This is a genomic window from Cryptosporangium aurantiacum, from assembly GCF_900143005.1.
GTDB lineage: Bacteria > Actinomycetota > Actinomycetes > Mycobacteriales > Cryptosporangiaceae > Cryptosporangium > Cryptosporangium aurantiacum.
In genome coordinates this window covers 539,773-557,653 of sequence record NZ_FRCS01000004.1, presented here as the reverse complement: position 1 = coordinate 557,653, position 17,881 = coordinate 539,773, and the positions used below count along the sequence as shown (strand labels likewise).

Genomic DNA, 17,881 nt, shown 5'->3' with positions numbered 1-17,881 from the left:
ACGGTGTAGTGACGACCGTGCACGAGGCAGGGGACCAGAACGTGCCACCGCCCGCAGCCGACGAGGTGAGCGTCTGGGAGGACGACCCCGGTGCGCCGCCCTCGACGCGAACCCCGGTGTTACGCGCCCGGCCGGCGTTACGCACCGGTCCGCTCGCGATCGACGTCGAGGGCGCCGTACCGCCGGACGCCGAGGGGGCGGTCCGCTACTGGACCGCGGCCGAGGCGCTCGGACGCACGGTCGCGCTGTACGCGCCGCTCTTTCCACCGGAGGTCTTCCCGGACGGCGCGGCCTGGAACCCGGCGGTCGGCGACACGCTGGTCGCGAACCTGAACGCGGGCGTCGACCTCAACGCCTACTACGACCGGCAGGGGCTCGCGTTCTTCCGGCAGCACGTCAACGGCGTGACGGTCTGGTCCGGTGAGAGCCCGGACATCGTCAGCCACGAGACCGGCCACGCCGTGCTCGACGCGCTCTGCCCGTGGATGTGGGACGCGGCGAGCGCGGAGATCGCGGCGTTCCACGAATCGTTCGGCGACATCACCGCGGTCCTCTCCGGGCTGCGGCTCGCGACGTTGCGTGAGCAGGTGATCGGTGAGACCGGCGGAGAGCTGTCCCGGTCGTCCCGGCTCTCCCGGCTGGCCGAGCAACTCGGCTGGGCGGTGCGTCAGGTCGCGCCGTCGTCGGCCGACCCTGACTGCCTGCGCAATGCGTCCAACGAGTTGTTCTACAAGGACCCGGTCTCGCTCCCGCCGAGCGCACCGGCCAGCCAGCTCTCCAGCGAGCCGCACTCGTTCTCGCGGGTCTTCACCGGGGCGTTCCTGCGTGCGCTGGCCGGCATGGTGCACACGCTGGCCGGCGAAGGCACGGTCGACGACGAGGCGCTGCGGATCGCCGGGGAGGACGCGGCCACGCTGCTGGTGACCGCGGTGACCCGCACGGCGGCGGTGCCCTCGTACTACGCCCAGGTCGCCGCCCACCTGATCCGCGTCGACCAGGAGAAGTTCGCCGGCAAGTACACCCCGGCGCTGCAGGCGGCGTTCGTCCGCCACGGGATCCTGTCGCCCGGCTCGGCCGAGTCGGTGGCCGACGGCCTCGGCGCCGACGACGAGAAGCTCGAGCGCCAGATCGCACCGGACCTCCCGGAACCGCGTGGTGGGGCCACCTCCGCGGTAGCGGTGTCCGGTCGGCCGTACGGGCTGCCGGACGACCTCACCGTGCGGGCGCCGATCGAGGAGCCGCGGTTCGCGGTGGCCTCAGCGGCGCCGTCCCGCGGCGACCTCACGCCGACGCCGGGCGAGGACGTGGCGGCCGCGTTCGTGGAGGACCTGTTCCGGCAGGGCCGGATCGTCGTCCCGCCGGAGTACCGACGCGGTTTCGCCGCGTCCGGGGGCCTCGACGGGACGCTGCGGACGCACGAGATCGCGAACAACGGCATCGGCCTGGTGCTGGTGCGCCGCGTGTTCGATTAAGAGTCGGAAAGCGGTCGGGGGTCCTTGGAAGTCGGGACTCCCGACCCGATCCGTAGCGGCGTCGGACGCGTTACCGTCGATGTGGTGGGTAAGTAGGAAGAGCCATCCGGGCAACCCGGCCGGCATGAGGAGGCAGGCGTGAGCGCTGCAGGGCGGGCCGTCGAAACGGCCGAGCAGACCGCCGCCGAGGTCGAGGCCGCGGAGAAATTCATCGCCGATCTGATCGCGCGGGGCGAGGCGGTGGAGGTCGACCGAAAGCGGGACGCGACCGAGGAACCGCTGCCCCCCGGCGCGACACACGAGATCCACCGGGACGACAAGGGCGAGCCGGTCGTCCGGCGACGGCGTTACTCAGCGTTCTGAGGTTTCCGGAACGGGCCGAGCCGCGCACGGCTCGGCCCGTTCCGTGTGAGATCCAGTTTTCGCCGCAGAAATATTTGCGAACCGGCATCGAAACCGGCTCTGGCGACTCTCGTGGGCATGACCAGCTTCGACCGGAAGTTCCGCGAACTCGACGAGCCGGATGAGGGCACCGAGTACACCCTCGCTGACGACCGTCCCGACGACGCCGATGCCCTGGTCTCCGACTGGGCCACGGCCACGATCCACGGGGTGGCCGCATGAGCCGGCACCTGGTGGTCGTCGGCCACGGCATGGTCGGCCAGCGGATGGTCGAGGCGATCACCGATCGCGATCAGCACGGCGGGTGGAGCGTCACCGTTCTCGGTGAGGAGACCCACCACGCCTACGACCGGGTGGCGCTCTCCAAGTACCTGACCGACCCGGACGCCGGCCTCGGGCTGGTGCCGGACGGGTGGTACGACGCCGCCGGTCGCACCTGCCACCTCGGCGACCCGGCGGTCACGATCGACCGGGCCGCGCGCACCGTGCGCACCGAGTCCGGCCGGGAACTGAGCTACGACGCCCTGGTGCTGGCCACCGGCTCGCGGGCGTTCGTCCCGCCGGTGCCCGGGGCCGACCTGACCGGCTGCCACGTCTACCGCACGCTCGACGACCTGGACCGGATCCGGGCCGAGGCGGCGGATGTTCGCGCGGCCGGCGGCTCGGCGATCGTCGTCGGCGGCGGTCTGCTCGGACTCGAGGCGGCCGGCGGTCTGCGTGACCTCGACGTCCCGGTCCACGTGGTCGAGTTCGCACCGCACCTGATGCCGCAGCAGGTCGACGCCGGTGGTGGCGAGGCACTCCGCCGGTTGGTGGAGCAGCTCGGTGTGGAGGTGCACGCCGGCGTCGGTACCGCCTCCTTGCAGGCCGACGCCGAGGGGCGGGTCACCGCAGCCACCCTCACCGACGGCAGCGTCATCCAGGCCCGGCTCGTCGTTTTCGCGGCCGGTATCCGTGCCCGGGACGAGCTGGCGCGCGAGGTCGGCCTCCCGGTCGGCACGCGGGGCGGCGTCCTGGTCGACCGGTCGTGCCGCACCGAGGATCCGGCGATCTGGGCGATCGGCGAGTGCGCCGCGGTCAACGGGTCGGTGTACGGGCTGGTCGCGCCGGGCTACGCGATGGCCGAGGTCGTCGCCGACCGGCTGCTCGGCGGCACCGCCGAGCTGGCCGACCCGGATATGTCTACCAAGCTCAAGCTGCTCGGCGTCGAAGTAGCCAGCTTCGGTATCACCGGCGGTCCCGGCACGCTCGACGTCGTCTTCGCCGACCCGGTCGCTGGTCTCTACAAGAAGCTCGTGATCTCCGACGACGCCCGTACGCTGCTCGGCGGCGTCCTGGTCGGTGACGCGTCCGCGTACGCCGGGCTGCGTCCGCTGACCGGGCGTCCGCTCCCCGCGGCACCGGACACGCTGCTGCTCGGCGGCGGCGCGGGTGCGGGTGCGCTCGGCGACGACGACCAGGTCTGCACGTGCAATGCGGTGACGAAGAAGGACATCGTCACCGCGATCAGCGAGCAGGACGCCACCGACGTGCCGGCGATCAAGGCGTGCACCCGGGCGGGCACCAGCTGCGGTTCGTGCATCCCGATGCTCAAGACCCTGCTGGACGAGTGCGGTGTGCACGTCAGCAAGGCGCTGTGCGAGCACTTCGACTACTCCCGCGCCGAGCTGTTCGAGCTGATCCGGACGTCCGGCATCCGGACGTTCTCCGGCCTGATCGCCGCGCACGGCACCGGCGGCGGCTGCGATCTGTGCAAGCCGGCGGTCGCGTCGATCCTGGCCAGCCTCGGCAACGGTTACATCCTCGACGGCGAGCAGGCGGCGCTGCAGGACACCAACGACCACGCGCTGGCGAACATGCAGCGCAACGGCACGTACTCGGTCGTGCCGCGGATCCCCGGTGGCGAGATCACGCCGGACAAGCTGATCGTGATCGGTGAGGTCGCCCGCGACTTCAACCTCTACACGAAGATCACCGGCGGCCAGCGGATCGACCTGTTCGGCGCCCGGCTGGACCAGCTGCCGCAGATCTGGAAGCGGCTCGTTGACGCCGGCTTCGAATCCGGCCAGGCGTACGGCAAGTCGCTGCGCACGGTGAAGTCGTGCGTCGGCGAGACCTGGTGCCGGTACGGGGTCCAGGACTCGGTGGGTCTCGCGATCGACCTCGAGCTGCGCTACCGCGGCCTGCGGGCGCCGCACAAGATCAAGATGGCGGTCTCCGGATGCGCCAGGGAGTGCGCGGAGGCTCGCAGCAAGGACATCGGGGTGATCGCCACCGACAACGGCTGGAACCTCTACGTCGCCGGAAACGGGGGGTTCCGACCCCGGCACGCCGACCTTTTCGCCAGCGATCTCGACACCGAAACACTGCTGACATACATCGACCGGATCCTGATGTTCTACATCCGGACCGGCGAGCGTCTGCAGCGCACGGCCGCCTGGTTGGAGAGCCTGGAGGGTGGGCTGGACTACCTGCGGTCGGTCGTCTGCGACGACGTGCTCGGCATCGCTGCCGATCTGGACGCCTCGATGGCGGCGCACGTCCTGAACTACTCCGACGAGTGGGCGGACACGCTGGCCGACCCGGCCCGGATGGCCCGGTTCGTGCCCTTCATCAACGCCCCTGACGAAACCGACACGAGCATCGAAATCGTCTACGAGCGTGGCCAGCCGCGGCCCGCCCGTCCCGGTGAGAAGCCGGCGCCGACCCTGGTGGCCGGTCCGACTCTGGAGGTAATGCCCCGATGACGGTGACCGCCTCTCCGCTCACAGCTCCCGCTGCGTCCGACGCGGTCGACTGGCGAGCCGCCTGCCGGCTGACCGACCTGCTTCCCGAGCGGGGCGCGTGCGCCCTGTTCGACGGTGACCAGATTGCCCTGTTTAGGCTATGGGATGACCAGGTGTATGCCGTTGGGAACCGTGACCCGTTCACCGGTGCTCAGGTAGTCTCCAGAGGTCTGGTCGGCACCCGTGGCGGGCGTCGGACGGTGGCCTCCCCGCTGCACAAGCAGGTGTTCGACCTGCTGACCGGGGTGTGCCTCTCGGATCCGGCAGTGCCCGCGCTACCGACTTGGCCGGTCCGGGTCCGCGACGGCGTTGTCGAGGTCGGTCTTTAGGTGAATTCTTTTCGACCGACCCCTGCGGACGGTGTGCCGCCTGCGGGGCTACGTGAGGTTGAAAAGAGTTCAGTGACGGGTCGCCGGGGCACGTGCGTGTCACCGGATACGAGGCGGAGCGAATGAGCGAGCTCGAAGGCTTCACAGTTGCCGTGACCGCCGAGCGGCGGAAGGAAGAGCTCGCCGCTCTGCTCGAGCGCCGTGGGGCGAGGGTCGTGCTGGCTCCCGCCCTGCGGATCATCCCGCTCCCCGACGACGAGATGCTGGCGGCCACGACCCGTGGCCTGCTGGAGAACCCGCCCGACATCGTCGTGGCCACCACCGGCATCGGGTTCCGTGGCTGGATGGAGGCGACCGAGGGCTGGGGTCTCGCCGACCCGCTCCGGGCGGTGCTGCACGAAGCTGCGGTGCTGGCCCGCGGGCCGAAAGCGCGGGGTGCGATCCGGGCCGCCGGGCTCACCGAGGCGTGGCACGCGGCGTCCGAGACCAGCGCCGAGGTGCTGTCGTACCTGCTGGAGCTCGGCGTGGCCGGCAAGCGGGTGGCGATCCAGCTCCACGGTGAGCCGCTCCGTGACGTCGCCGCCGCGCTCACCGACGCGGGTGCCGAGGTCGTCGAGGTCGAGGTCTACCGGTGGGTGCCGCCGGAGGACCCCGCGCCGCTGCGTCGGCTGGTCGAGAGCGTGTGCGCCGGTTCGGTCGACGCGGTGACGTTCACCAGCGCCGCGGCGTCCGCGAACTTCCTGGCCACCGCCGACGACTGCGGGAAGGGCGAGGCGGTCGTCAAGGCGTTCGCGACGTCGGTGCTCGCGGTCTGCGTCGGCCCGGTGACCGCGTCGGTGCTCGTTCGGCGAGGGATCCCGGTGGTGAGCCCCGAGCGGTACCGGCTCGGAGCGCTGGTGCGCTCGGTGGCCACCGAGCTACCCGCGCGGTGCCCGACGTTCCAGGTCAAGAACCACCAGGTGCAGGTGCGCGGCTTCGCGGTGATGCTCGACGGGGTGGCGGTGGCTGCGCCGCCCGCGTCGATGGCGGTGCTGCGGGCGCTGGCTTCGCGGCCGGGGCGGGTCTTCAGCCGGGCGGAGCTACGCGAGGTGCTGCCGGCCGGTGACGCGGGTGACCACGCGGTGGAGATGGCGATCACCCGGTTGCGGGCGGCGCTCGGCGAGGCCGACCTCGTCGAGACCGTGATCAAGCGGGGCTACCGGCTTCGCACCGAGGTGGTGCTCACCTCGGCGATGGGCTGAGATTCGTCGCCGGCGCGGGGCAACCTCGGGCGGGGTCGGGCGTCTGGAGGGGTGACGGGCTCAGAACGAGCCCCTGACCCAGGGAGCATCAGTGCCTCTGCCCCGCCTCCGCACGCGCTCGTTACTGCTCGCCGCCGCGGCGACCGCGACCCTGGTCGTCGGTGGGGGACTGGCGGCGCACGCCGCGATGTCGACCGACGAGCCGTCGCCGTCGCCCACCACGGTCCGGGCGACGCCCAGCCAGACCGGGCCTGCGGCGCCCGCGCCGAGCCCGGTCCGGCCGAGCACGCTTCCGCCGGACACCGAGGCGACCGGCCCGTGTGCCACGAAGCCCGAGTCCGAGCCGCCGATCCCGACCACGGGTGCCCCGACCGGGGTTCCGTCGCCGACCTCGACCGCGGTCCCGGCGGAGACCGCCCCGCCCGCGCCGGTGCCCGCGAAGCCGGCGCAGGTACCGACGAAGCGGGTGCCGGTGCCCGCGACGCCGGCGCCGGACGTGCCGACCACGGTCCCGTCGCCGACCGAGACGCCGACCGAGTGCGGGACTGCGGCACCCGCGCCGGTACCGACGGTCACCACCGCCCCGAGCGCGCCGGCAGACGTGCCCGTACCGAGCGCGCCGGCCCCGGTCGCCCCGACCCCGACCCATCGGTGAGGATCAACCGATGACGACGTTGGCGTTCCCTGATGCGCGCGCCCGGCGCGCACGCGGGTTCTGGCGACGCGGGTGGGAGCGACTCGCCCGCTGGGCGGCGAGCCCGGCTGCCGAGCCGGAGGGGGCCTTCCCGGCCCCCACGCCGGTCGCGGACGCCGAGGAACTGGCGTGGTCCCCCCGGAGTGCGGTGGCCGGATCGGCGGGCGGTGCCGGCCCGGACCTCGTCGAGCTGTACCACCACCGGCGGCTCGCGCTGGTCCGGCTGGCGGTGCTGCTCGTCGACGACCTCCCCACCGCCGAGGACGTCGTCCAAGACGCGTTCGCGGCGGCCTACCGCAGGCACGGCGCGACGCTGTCTCGCGTCGACAACCCGGACGCCTACCTCAACACCTCGGTGGTGAACGCCGCCCGCTCGGTCCTGCGTCGCCGACGCACGCTTCGGGCGGCACCACCGCGGGTGGAGTACGGGCCGCCCACCGACGAGCGCCTGCTGCTCGCCGAGGAACACCGCGAGGTGCTCGCCGCCCTCCGGCGACTGCCGCGACGGCAGCGCGAGGTGCTGGTGCTGCGGTACTGGTCCGACTTGAGCGAGGCGCAGATCGCCGACACGCTCGGAATCTCCCGCGGCACAGTCAAGTCGACGGCCAGCCGGGCGCTCGCCGCGCTGGAGAACCTGCTGGAGGCGGACCGCTGATGCCCACCCAGATCGAGGAACGCCTCACCGCAGCCCTGGCGGCGCGGGCCGACCAGGTGACCTCCACCGACCTCCGCCCGCCCGCGCCACCGACCGGGCCACGTCGACCGCCGCACCGCGGGCTGTACCTGGGCATGGCCCTGGCGGCCGCGCTCTCGGCGATCGCGGTGCTCGTGCTGATCGCGCAGGTCCGCGACGCTCCGATCCGGCCGAGCGAAGCACCCGACGGCGGTATCACCCGGCTGCCCGCGACCACGTCGATCGATCCGAGCGCGTCGCCGAGAAAGACGGTGCTCGGCCCCCCGGTCGTCTCCTCGCCGCATCCCACGGCACGCACACCGGAGGGACCGGCCACGACGGCGCCCGACGAGCCGATCACCCCCGGCGGCAACGGCAGCAGCCCGACCGTGGTCCCGACGCTCCCACGCCCCAGCGTGACCGCGTCCCCCGCCGACCCGGTCCTCGAGACGCCCGCCCCGAGGCCGAGCTAGGGAGCCGACCAGGCCTGGAGGTCGACCAGGCGGCCCCGAGCGCGTGCGGAGTCCGCCGTGCCCGCCGCACCGGGCGTCCTCACCAGGATGCGGGTGCGGTCGGCACGGAACAGGTCGTGGGAGAACTCGAACGGGACGCCGTCGGCGTCCTTGGCGGTGCGGGTGATCGACAGCAGCGGCGCGCCCGTCGTGATGTCGAGGACCGACGCCTCGTCCGGTCCGGCCGACACCGCCTCGATCCGCTCCAGCGCCTCGGCCGGCCGCACCCCGTAGTGCTCGTCCAGCAGCTCGTACACCGACCCGCCGAGCGGCAGCTCCAGTAACCCGGGAAACCGGCTCGCGGGTAACCGCGCGTGCTCGAGGGAGACCGGTGACCCGTCGGCCAACCGGATCCGGACGATCTCGGTGACCAGCCCACCCGGCTCCAGCTCCAGCGCCGCAGCGGTGGCGTCGTCCGCCCCCATGATCGACGCGCTGATCACCCGTGACCCCGCGGTGAACCCCTGGGCGCGCAGCAGCGCGGGCACACCCACCACGCTGGACAGGTCGCGTTCGATCTTCGCCCGGCTGACGAACGTCCCGCCGCCCCGCCCCGGCACCCGACGCACCACACCGGACTGTTCCAGCACGCCGAGCGCCTGCCGCAGGGTGGAACGGCTGACCCCGAGATCGCTGGCGAGTTCCCGTTCTGAGCCCAGCCGCTGTCCCGGTTCCAGAGACCCGGACGCGATCAGCTCGAGCATCCGTCTGCGGGCCGCGTCGACCGCTGTCTCGTCGGTTACCTCGCTGGTCACCCTGCCACCACATCCCGTCGGCGCCGCCCGTCGGCGGCCCGTCCAGGATATCCGTCAGTGATGGTTCGGTCGGTCCGACCGGTCGCGCTCCGTCGTCCGACGCTGTTCAAGCGGTGACGATCGCGTCCAGCGACTCGGGCAGCGTCTGCCCACCGTCGACGACGAGCGTCTGGCCGGTGATGTACGCGGCCTCGTCGGTGGCCAGGAACAGGCACGCGTTGCCGATCTCCTCGACTGCCCCGAGCCGCCCGAGCGGGATCGACGCCTCCATCGTCCGCAGGTAGTCCTCGCCGAGGTCGGACAGCCCTTCGGTGAGCACGTTGCCGGGCAGGACCGCGTTGACCGTGATCCGCTGCGGCGCGAGCTCGAGTGCGGCGGTGCGGAGGAAGCCCAGCTGGGCGGCCTTGCTCGCGCCGTAGTGCGACCAGCCGGGGTAACCGGTGATCGGCCCGGTGATCGAGGACGTCAGGATCACCCGGCCGTGCCCGGAGGCGGCGAGCGCGGGGGCGCACGCCTGGACCGCGAAGATCGTCCCCTTGACGTTCGTATTGAAGACGTCGTCGACGTCGGCCTCGGTGAGGTCGGCGAGTTTGCGGTCCGGGAAGATGCCCGCGTTGGCGCAGAGCACGTCGATACCGCCGTGCCGTTCGATCGCGGTCTCGGCAACCGTCCGGCATCCGTCCGGCGACGCGATGTCCGCGGCCACCGCGGTCGCACCGAGCTCGTCGGCGACGGCCTGCGCGGCGTCCAGGTTGCGCCCGACGATCAGCACCGAGGCGCCCGCGTTCGCGAACACCCGCGCGATGCCCTTCCCGATCCCGCGCGAGCCGCCGGTGACGATCACGGACCGTCCGGCCAGAGATGTGAACATGGGGAGTCCCCCTCAGGAGTGGGTGGAGAGGTACTTCTCGGCCAGCTCGCAGCTGCCCCGGCTGTAGGTAGCTCCGAGTTCGACGGCGATGTCCACGGACGCGTGCGAACCGATCCACGCGACCAGCAGCAGGCGGCGGAGCAGCACGAACGTCCAGAGTTCCGCTTCGTCCGCTGCCGACAGCGGCGCGACCGAGCGGTAGCCGCGCGTCCACGCGTCGATGACTTCGGGAACCTCGGGAAGGTGTTCGACGAAGCTCAGGGCCGCACCGAGGTCGTACAGGTACCAGCCGAACCCGCAGTCGTCGAAGTCGATCACGCTCACGCCGGTGCCCTCGGCCACGAGCAGGTTGGCCAGCCGAAGGTCGGCGTGGATGAGCCCGTACCGGTCGGGACCGGAACCGAACCGGCGCAGCCGGTCGCGGAGCGTCGCCTCCAAGCGGGCCAGCACCGCCTCCTCGGCCGGGCCGATCCCGGGTGCGGCCCGCCAGGCGCCCCACCGGCCCGGCCCGGCCGGCGTACCGAACGCCGCGTCGGCGTCCCAGTGGAAGCGGACGAACCCGGGCGGGCGCTGCCAGGTGCGAGCGTGCTGGTGCATCCGGGCGGTCAGCGCGCCGAGCGGCTCGAAATCGGCCACCAGGTTGTCCTCGCGCGGCTCGCGGCCGGGCAGGAACTCGAACAGCACGCAGTCGCGGGGAGGGCCGCCTGCCGGGTCGGCGACCGTGACGACCCGCGACCCGTTGGTGGCGGCCACGACCCGCGGTGTGCGCACTCCGGCCTCGGTGCGGAGCGCGTCGAGCCAGGCCAGCTCGGACGGGATCGCGCCGGGCGGGTGGTAACCGAGCCGGTGCACTCGGAGCACGGCCGTGAGGTCGGCGTCCCGAACCAGGTACGTCTCGTTCTCGGACACGTTGAGCAGTTCGACGGTCGTGTCCGGGGAGAACCCGTATCGAGCGACCGCCTCCTCCGCGATCACCGGACGTCGTCCTTCGAGAGCCGGACCGCCGTCCTGGTCCGGTCGAGGATGTCCGCGGCCAGCTCGGGCGTGACCAGCAGGCCCGGTTTGTACTGCAGGACGCGCGGGTCGAGCGTCGAGAAGATCGCCCAGACACCGCCCTGGTAGAGCCGCCGCATCACGTACTTCGCGCCCTCGGCGTGGGCGAACTCCAGCCCGATGACCAGGCCGTCCTGGCGGATGCCGACCAGCCAGTCCGGGAACTCCGCCCGGATCGACGCCAGCCCGGCGGCGAACGTGTCGGTGAGCGCGGCCACGTTGTCCCGCGTCGTCGCGCGCAGCGTCAGGTCGAGCGTGGTGAGCGCCGCGACGCACCCCAGCTCGGCGCCGCCGAACGTCGAGATGTGTCCGAAGCCGTCCTCGGTCAGCCAGGCTGCGGCCCGGTCGGTGGCGAGCACGGCCGTGACCGGGTAGATGCCGCCGGACAGCCCTTTGCCGGTGATCAGGATGTCGGGTTCGACGTGGTGTTTCGTGATGCCCCAGAGCGCACCGGTACGGCCCAGCCCGGTCTGCACCTCGTCGGCGATGTAGAGCGTGCCGTGGTCCTCGCAGAGGCGCTTCACGGCCGCCAGGTAACCGGGGGCGGGCATCGGGAAGCCGTACGTGGCCGGGATCGTCTCCATGATCACCGCGGCGACGTCGTCACCCCGCAGAGCGTCGGCCATCGCACCGAGGTCGTTGAACGGGACGTGCGGGAAGTCGGCCGGGCTGTCGGCGAGGAACATCCGGGAGAACCGGTCGTCGCCGGTACCGACCGCGAGCCCGGTGTGGCCGTGGTACGCCTTCACGATCGAGACGATCTTGCGCCGCTTGGTGGCGTGCCTGGCGGACTTGATCGCGATGTCGACGGCCTCCCCGCCGCCGCTGCCGTAGACGACCTTGGCCAGGCCGGGCGGCGCGGTGCGGATCAGCGCTTCGGCCAGCGCGGTGCGGGCCAGCGACGGGAAGTGGTGGTTGCCGACGTCGAACCGGTCGGTCGCGCGAGTCACCGCGGCCACCACGTCGGGGTTGCGGTGCCCGAGGTTGTACGTGCCGCCGTTGAGGTGGACGTCGATCAGCGTGTGCCCGGAGACGTCGTGCAGGTGGTATCCCTCGCGCCGGTCGATCACCAGCGGGACACCCTCGTCGATCCAGAACCGGGTCTTGCCGGGGTTCCAGTACGCCACCGAGGCGCCGAGCATCTCGTCCTTGGAGGCCCAGGGGAAGCCGCCGCTGGACAGGGCGGTCGCCAGCTCGGCGACTCGATCGAGGGACTGGTCGGATTGAACCGTCATGTGCGACCTTCCGCGCCGGGATCCGGGGGAGTGTCCGCCGCGCTGCGGGGCCTTTACGGTAGGCCCAACAACTAGACCTGGTCAGACCGTTTAGTCAAATGGTTGCCGAGAAACGAGACCGTAACAGTCCGGCTATTGATCGCGTGTCGACGTGGTGCCACGATCCTGCTCGTGCTGTGACGGCAGCTTGCCGGTTCGGTATCGAATCCCCGCAGCTTTTAACGAACCAATTCGGACGCGGCGTCGCGCCCCTGGCGAACAACCGTTTACTCCCTGCTGTCAGGAAGGGCGTGGGCCCGTGAGTACGACCAAGGACGACGGGGCGGTGGAGACCACCGTCGCTGCCGAGGAGGGGCTGGCACCGCACGAGGTGCACCGCCTCAAGCCCGGGACGATCGGGCTCTGGGCGGTGCTGTTCATCGCGCTGGCCAACGCCGCCCCGATCACGGCTATGACCGGCAACGTGCCGATCGCGATCGGCTATGGCAACGGGCTGGGTGCCCCGGCCGGCTTCTTCTTCGCCACGGTCATCCTGACGATCTTCGCGATCGGCTACGTGACGATGGCGAAGCACATCACGACGACCGGCGCGTTCTACGGCTTCATCTCGCACGGCCTGGGCAAGGTCGCGGGCATGGGCGCCGGCCTGATGGCCACGCTGGCCTACATCGTGTTCGAGGCGTCGCTGATCGGCATCCTGGCGTCGTTCACCAAGAGCACGATCGAGACGTTCGGCGGCCCGGAGATCAGCTGGCTGGTCTACGCGCTGATCGGCATCGCGATCATCGCCGCCCTCGGGTACTTCGAGATCTCGCTCTCCGGCAAGGTGCTCGGCGTCTTCCTGGTCGCCGAGGTGATCATCCTGGCCGCGCTGGCGATCGCGATCCTGGTGCGCGGCGGCGGTCCGAGCGGCCTGGAGGCCGGCGCGCTCAACCCGGTCAACGCGTTCTCGGCGGTCGCGAGCGACCCGCAGGCGGCGATCACCGGCAGCGCGGCGATCGGTCTGTTCTTCGCGTTCTGGTCCTGGGTCGGGTTCGAGACCACCGCGGTCTACGGCGAGGAGTCGAAGGACCCGAAGAAGATCGTTCCGCGGGCCACGATGATCGCGGTGATCGGCCTGGGCCTGTTCTACGTGTTCGTCTCCTGGATGGCGATCGCCGGCAACGGGCTCGACAACGCGATCGCGATCTCGCGCGGCAGCACCGGCAACGCGTTCGACCTCTTCTACGGCATCACCGACCAGTTCCTGGCCGGCTGGGTGAAGGACGTGTACCTGGTGCTCGTCGTCACCGGCTCGTTCGCCTGCGCGCTCGCGTTCCACAACGCCGCGTCCCGCTACCTGTACGCGCTCGGCCGGGACGGCGTCTCCAGCCGGCTGCAGCGGACGCTCGGCTCGACCCACGGCAAGCACGGCTCGCCGCACATCGCCTCGGTCGTACAGAGCGTGATCGCGCTGGTGATCACGCTCGGGTTCTTCCTGCTGCAGAAGCCGACCGACGCCGCTCCGGACGTCGCGTACATCCACCAGTACGGCCTGATGGCGCTCATGGGCACGATGGCGCTGCTGATCGTCCAGTCGATCTGCTCGATCGCGGTGATCTGGTACTTCCACGTGCGGAAGCAGCACCCGGAGACCGCGAGCTGGTGGCGGACGTTCCTGGCTCCGCTGGTCGGCGCGATCGGCATGCTCTACGTCGTCTACCTGCTGTTCAGCAACATCGACTTCGCGGCCGGCGCGGCCGCGGGCAGCCCGGTGTTCAAGGCGACGCCGTACGTGGTGCTGGGCATCGGCGTCATCGGTGTGATCGGCGCCCTGGTGCTGAAGTACCGCAGTCCGGAGCGGTACGAGCGCATCGGCTCCACCGTGATGTCGGAGTCGCACGAGCGCTGACGGTCTTGGCGTGAGGGCCCAGGTGCACTAGACCTGGGCCCTCACCCAACTAAGGGGGATCGGTGGACTATCAGCCTGAGGTGGACGTCGACCCCGCGTCGCTGGTCTACACGTTCGGCGGGGTGGCACCGGTCGCATTGCTCCGGCCCGGCACCGTGCTCACCACCTGGACGCGTGACTGCTTCGCGGGCGTCGTCCGCTCGGTGAACGACCGGAGCTCGGAGCTGTGCGATCCGCGCTACCTCAACCCGCAGACCGGGCCGTTCTACATCGAGGGCGCCGAACCCGGCGACACGCTCGCCGTGCACTTCATCTCGATCGAGCCGCGGGAGACGTGGGGCGTGAGCACCACGGTCCCGTTCTTCGGGTCGCTGACCGCGACGCCGGTGACGCCGCTGCTGCACCCGGCGCTGCCGGAGCGCACCTGGATCTACGACATCGACGCGGTCGCCCGCACGGTGCGCTACCGCGCGCTGGACTCCGACTTCATTGTCGACCTGCCGCTCGACCCGATGCACGGGACCGTCGGGGTCGCGCCGGCGCTGGGGGAGGTCCGCAACTCGCTGGCCCCCGGCGACTGGGGCGGCAACATGGACACCCCGGAGATGCGCGCCGGGGTCACCTGTTACCTCCCGGTCAACGTCGAGGGCGCGCTGTTCAGCTTCGGCGACGGGCACGCCAGGCAGGGCGAGGGGGAGACGTGCGGTGTCGCGGTCGAGACCGCGATGGACACCGCGCTCGTCGTCGACGTCGTCAAGGGACACCCGTGCCGCTGGCCGCGGATCGAGAGCGACGACTACCTGATCACGACCGGCTCGACCAAGCCGCTCGAGGACGCGTTCCGGATCGCGCACGCCGAACTGGTGGGCTGGGTCGTACAAGAAACCGGCCTGAGCACGCTCGACGCGTACCAGCTCGTCTCCCAGGCCACGCTGACGCCGGTGGCCAACGTCGTCGACACCGTCTACACGATGACCGCGAAACTCCCCAAGTACGCGCTGCCGGGAGTGACCGCGATGGGCGGCGTCCACGCTCGACTCCGGGCCATCGCCGCGGCCTGGCGGGCACAGCAGTCATGAGTGACCCCGAAGCGCCGGACCTCGACACCGCCCTGCTCCTCTGCGCCGCCGCGCTCGCCACCGCGAAGGAGGTCGGCGCGCTGGTATCGGTCGCGGTGGTGGACGGCGGAGGCAACCTCGTCGCGTTCGTCCGGATGGACGGCGCCGAGATCGCCGGGCCCACGCTGGCCGTCGACAAGGCCTACACCGCGGTCGCGCACCGGGTCTCGACCGAGGTACTCGGCGTCCTCGCCCGGCCGGGCGGGCCGCTGCAGGGCCTCGCCTCGGCGGCGGGCGGCCGGTACATCTGCTTCGGGGGTGGCAAGCCGCTCTGGGCGGGCGGCCGGGTCGTCGGCGGCATCGGCGTCAGCGGAGGGACTGTCGAGCACGACGTCGCGTGCGCCAAGGCCGCGGCCGACAAGTGGCCCTACCCGGCTCCTACGGATTCCGCACCATGAACTCATTGGCCGTTCGGGGGACTTTGTGTAACCACCTGAGAGGGGGAGCGTTACCGAATCGGTCGGCATCTACCCATACTTTCCGGCGCCAAATCCCCCGAGCCCCCCTAGCTCGGCAGAATCGCGTTCGTACCAACCGCTGCGGCAGCGGAGCCCGAGTTACGGGACGGACGTGGATCATGCTGATGAATCGCGAGCGCATGGGCGCCGCGTTACCGGCATACGAGATCGGCGAGCGCATCGGCCGAGGTGGTTATGGCGTCGTGTACGCCGCCCGCCATCGTCGAATCGGCTGGCAGGCCGCGGTCAAAGTCCTGGCGGACGGGGATACCGACACCCTGCTCAGGGATCGGTTCCTCGCCGAGGCCACCGCACTGGCCGAACTCGACCACCCGCACATCGTGCGGATTCATGACTTTGTGGAGCACGACGGACTCTGCCTGCTGATCATGGAGCGGATCAGCGGCCCGATGCTGCACCAACGTCCCGGGTTGACCGCGTTCGAGGCCTGCGGAGCAGGTCTCGCCGTCTCCGACGCGCTGGCCGCCGTCCACCAGCGTGGTCTCCTGCACCGCGATATCCGTCCCGAAAACCTGCTCTACACCACCGATGGAACGCTGAAAGTCGTGGGATTCGGTACGGTTTCCGATGGTGCGTCGCTCGTCAGCGCGGCGTCCGGGACGCCCGCCTACACCGCTCCGGAACGGATCCAGGGTTTCCGCCTCGGCCCGGCCACCGACGTCTACTCGCTCGGCGTCCTGCTGTACGAGCTGTTCAGCGGGCACCTGCCGTTCAGCCGGGATCTGCCGCTCTCGGCGTTGCTGCACCACCACGTCAACGTGCCCGCGCCCTGGCTGTCCACCGTGCCCCGGCAGTTGGCAGCGGTCATCGACCGTTCGCTGAGTAAGGACGCCGGTGACCGGCAGCGGTCGGCGCACGAGTTCGCCGTCGAGCTGGGCTATGCCGCAGCCGCAGCTCTCGGACCGGACTGGCTCGACCAGGTCGTCGTCCCGGTGCAGGTCAGTGCCCGGGTCCGGGACGCCGCACGCGGCCGGAACGCGAACTCGAGCGGCGGGTCGGCGACCACCGATCCGCGGCCGCAAACGGCCAGGGCGAGCGTCCCGCTCCCGTCGCTGACCGGTGCCCCGACGAGTGGTGCGCCGACGAGCGGTGCCCCGGCGAACGGCAACGGTGCGGCGGCCGCGCTGGCTGCGCCGACCAGCGGCGCTCCGGTCAGCGGGGTGCCGGTCAGCAGCGTCCCGATCAGTGGAATGCCGGTGAGCGGCGCGACCCCGCCGCCGCCCGACCCCGCGGGCGCGCCGCCCCGCGAGCGGAATCCCGGCCGCCACGCGCAGCTCCCTCCGGACGATCGACCACCCGCTGACTACGAGTACGACTACGACGAGGAGCAACGGCCGCGTCGGCCGTGGTACCGGCGCCCGTGGGTGATCGGGGTGGCGACGCTCGCGCTGATCGGCGCCGCGGCGCTCGTCGTCATCGCACCGTGGAACGCCGGCAGCGACGACGGGGGCCTCGCGATCCGGACGTCCACGCCGCGTGGGGTGCTCGTCGGCCCGTCCGGCGACCTGTACGTCAGCGACGTCTCCAACCGGCAGGTCCGCAAGATCAGCCCGTCCGGCACGGTGACGGTCGTCGCAGGCACCGGCCCGAACGTCAACCCGGGCTCCGGTGGTGACGGCGGACCGGCCAAGGATGCGCAGCTGTCCTATCCCCAGTCGATGGCGCTCGGCCCCAACGGCAGCCTCTACATCGCCGACACCGCGGAGCGCCGGATCCGACAGGTCACCTCGGACGACAAGATCCGCACGGTGGTCGGTGCGAAGCCGACCGCCGACGAGGCCGACGACCTGACCGACCCGCAGGCCGCCGCGCTGCCGAACTTCTTCGTGATCGCCACCGGCCGCAACGGTCAGCTCTACATCGCCGAGTCCGGCAGCGGCGCGCCGCGCATCCGCCGGCTCGGCACCGACGGCCTGGTCACGGTCGCCCAGAACCCCGCCGAGGAGACGCCGGAGGGTGGCACGCCGGAGGGTCCGGCGCTGGAGTCGATCCGATCGATCGCGGTCGGCAGCGACGGGCGGATCTACATCGCCGACCGCGGGCACCACCTGATCTGGGGCTACCAGCCCGGCACCGAGATGACACAGGTGGCCGGTGGCGGCACGCTCGCGGACTGTCCGTCGAAGGTGGTGTACAACGGTCCGGACACGCTCGCGGTCGGCGACGACGGAGCGCTCTACGTCGGCTCGTACGGCCTGTGCGAGCTGCGCAGCGGCGGTTCCGCGCGCGAGCTGGTCAGCGGCCGGTACATCGACGCGGTCGCGGCGGGCCCGGACGGCACGGTCTACTTCATCTCACGCAACACGGTCTTCAAGCGGACGTCGTCCGGTGAGCTGACCGAAGTAAGCATCAGCTGACAAAGGGAGAGTG

At 71.3% G+C, this 17,881-nt stretch carries 17 protein-coding genes; 12 read left to right on the top strand and 5 right to left on the bottom strand.

Annotation, left to right across the window (positions count from 1 at the left end):
• The first annotated feature begins 8 nt into the window (after positions 1 to 8).
• From BUB75_RS16955 to BUB75_RS16935, 6 genes are all read left to right on the top strand, one after another.
• Positions 9 to 1,472 carry a gluzincin family metallopeptidase gene (locus BUB75_RS16955; RefSeq protein ID WP_143175250.1) on the top strand — a complete coding sequence of 488 codons (1,464 nt, stop codon included), beginning with the start codon at positions 9 to 11 and terminating at the stop codon, positions 1,470 to 1,472.
• A gap of 138 nt (positions 1,473 to 1,610) precedes the next feature.
• Positions 1,611 to 1,835 (top strand): hypothetical protein, encoded by a 225-nt coding sequence (locus tag BUB75_RS16950; protein WP_073258181.1) that lies wholly within the window; start codon positions 1,611 to 1,613, stop codon positions 1,833 to 1,835.
• A 117-nt stretch (positions 1,836 to 1,952) separates the two neighbouring features.
• Positions 1,953 to 2,096 (top strand): hypothetical protein, encoded by a 144-nt coding sequence (locus BUB75_RS46265; RefSeq protein WP_178379885.1) that lies wholly within the window; start codon positions 1,953 to 1,955, stop codon positions 2,094 to 2,096.
• Positions 2,093 to 4,621 carry a nitrite reductase large subunit NirB gene (nirB, locus tag BUB75_RS16945; protein WP_073258179.1) on the top strand — a complete coding sequence of 843 codons (2,529 nt, stop codon included), beginning with the start codon at positions 2,093 to 2,095 and terminating at the stop codon, positions 4,619 to 4,621. Before BUB75_RS46265 ends, nirB begins: the two co-directional genes overlap by 4 nt.
• On the top strand, positions 4,618 to 4,989 hold the full coding sequence (gene nirD, locus BUB75_RS16940; protein ID WP_073258177.1) for a nitrite reductase small subunit NirD: 372 nt from the start codon (positions 4,618 to 4,620) through the stop codon (positions 4,987 to 4,989). Before nirB ends, nirD begins: the two co-directional genes overlap by 4 nt.
• A gap of 122 nt (positions 4,990 to 5,111) precedes the next feature.
• Complete coding sequence (locus BUB75_RS16935) at positions 5,112 to 6,230, top strand: uroporphyrinogen-III synthase (protein WP_073258175.1); 1,119 nt, start codon at positions 5,112 to 5,114, stop codon at positions 6,228 to 6,230.
• Positions 6,231 to 6,290: 60 nt separating this feature from the next.
• Here the strand turns inward: BUB75_RS16935 and BUB75_RS16930 are convergent, their stop codons facing one another.
• Positions 6,291 to 6,806, bottom strand: coding sequence for a hypothetical protein (locus BUB75_RS16930; protein ID WP_143175249.1), 516 nt, complete (start codon positions 6,804 to 6,806; stop codon positions 6,291 to 6,293).
• An 89-nt stretch (positions 6,807 to 6,895) separates the two neighbouring features.
• On the opposite strand from BUB75_RS16930, the gene BUB75_RS16925 reads away from it, so the two are divergent.
• Both BUB75_RS16925 and BUB75_RS16920 read left to right on the top strand, forming a co-directional pair.
• On the top strand, positions 6,896 to 7,579 hold the full coding sequence (locus tag BUB75_RS16925) for a SigE family RNA polymerase sigma factor (protein ID WP_084741315.1): 684 nt from the start codon (positions 6,896 to 6,898) through the stop codon (positions 7,577 to 7,579).
• Positions 7,579 to 8,070: a hypothetical protein gene (locus BUB75_RS16920; protein ID WP_073258171.1), complete on the top strand. Its 492-nt coding sequence runs from the start codon at positions 7,579 to 7,581 to the stop codon at positions 8,068 to 8,070. Before BUB75_RS16925 ends, BUB75_RS16920 begins: the two co-directional genes overlap by 1 nt.
• Here BUB75_RS16920 and BUB75_RS16915 read toward each other — a convergent pair.
• From BUB75_RS16915 to BUB75_RS16900, 4 genes are all read right to left on the bottom strand, one after another.
• Positions 8,067 to 8,813 (bottom strand): GntR family transcriptional regulator, encoded by a 747-nt coding sequence (locus BUB75_RS16915; RefSeq protein ID WP_073258169.1) that lies wholly within the window; start codon positions 8,811 to 8,813, stop codon positions 8,067 to 8,069. The two genes, BUB75_RS16920 and BUB75_RS16915, sit on opposite strands and share 4 nt — an antisense overlap.
• 157 nt (positions 8,814 to 8,970) lie before the next feature.
• Positions 8,971 to 9,735, bottom strand: a complete 765-nt coding sequence (fabG, locus tag BUB75_RS16910) for a 3-oxoacyl-ACP reductase FabG (RefSeq protein ID WP_073258167.1) — start codon at positions 9,733 to 9,735, stop codon at positions 8,971 to 8,973.
• A 12-nt stretch (positions 9,736 to 9,747) separates the two neighbouring features.
• A complete protein-coding gene (locus BUB75_RS16905) occupies positions 9,748 to 10,710 on the bottom strand; it encodes a phosphotransferase enzyme family protein (RefSeq protein ID WP_073258165.1) in 963 nt (320 codons plus the stop codon).
• Complete coding sequence (locus BUB75_RS16900; RefSeq protein ID WP_073258510.1) at positions 10,707 to 11,930, bottom strand: aminotransferase class III-fold pyridoxal phosphate-dependent enzyme; 1,224 nt, start codon at positions 11,928 to 11,930, stop codon at positions 10,707 to 10,709. Before BUB75_RS16900 ends, BUB75_RS16905 begins: the two co-directional genes overlap by 4 nt.
• 391 nt (positions 11,931 to 12,321) lie before the next feature.
• Here BUB75_RS16900 and BUB75_RS16895 point away from each other — a divergent pair, with 391 nt between their 5' ends.
• The 4 genes from BUB75_RS16895 to BUB75_RS16880 all read left to right on the top strand — a co-directional run bounded on the left by BUB75_RS16895 (position 12,322) and on the right by BUB75_RS16880 (position 17,868).
• Entirely contained in the window at positions 12,322 to 13,914 is a 1,593-nt protein-coding gene (locus BUB75_RS16895) for an APC family permease (RefSeq protein ID WP_218617569.1), read from the top strand.
• A 62-nt stretch (positions 13,915 to 13,976) separates the two neighbouring features.
• Entirely contained in the window at positions 13,977 to 14,993 is a 1,017-nt protein-coding gene (locus tag BUB75_RS16890; RefSeq protein WP_073258163.1) for an acetamidase/formamidase family protein, read from the top strand.
• A complete protein-coding gene (locus tag BUB75_RS16885) occupies positions 14,990 to 15,430 on the top strand; it encodes a GlcG/HbpS family heme-binding protein (RefSeq protein ID WP_073258160.1) in 441 nt (146 codons plus the stop codon). Before BUB75_RS16890 ends, BUB75_RS16885 begins: the two co-directional genes overlap by 4 nt.
• A 185-nt stretch (positions 15,431 to 15,615) precedes the next feature.
• Positions 15,616 to 17,868, top strand: a complete 2,253-nt coding sequence (locus BUB75_RS16880) for a serine/threonine-protein kinase (RefSeq protein ID WP_178379884.1) — start codon at positions 15,616 to 15,618, stop codon at positions 17,866 to 17,868.
• Positions 17,869 to 17,881 lie beyond the last annotated feature (13 nt).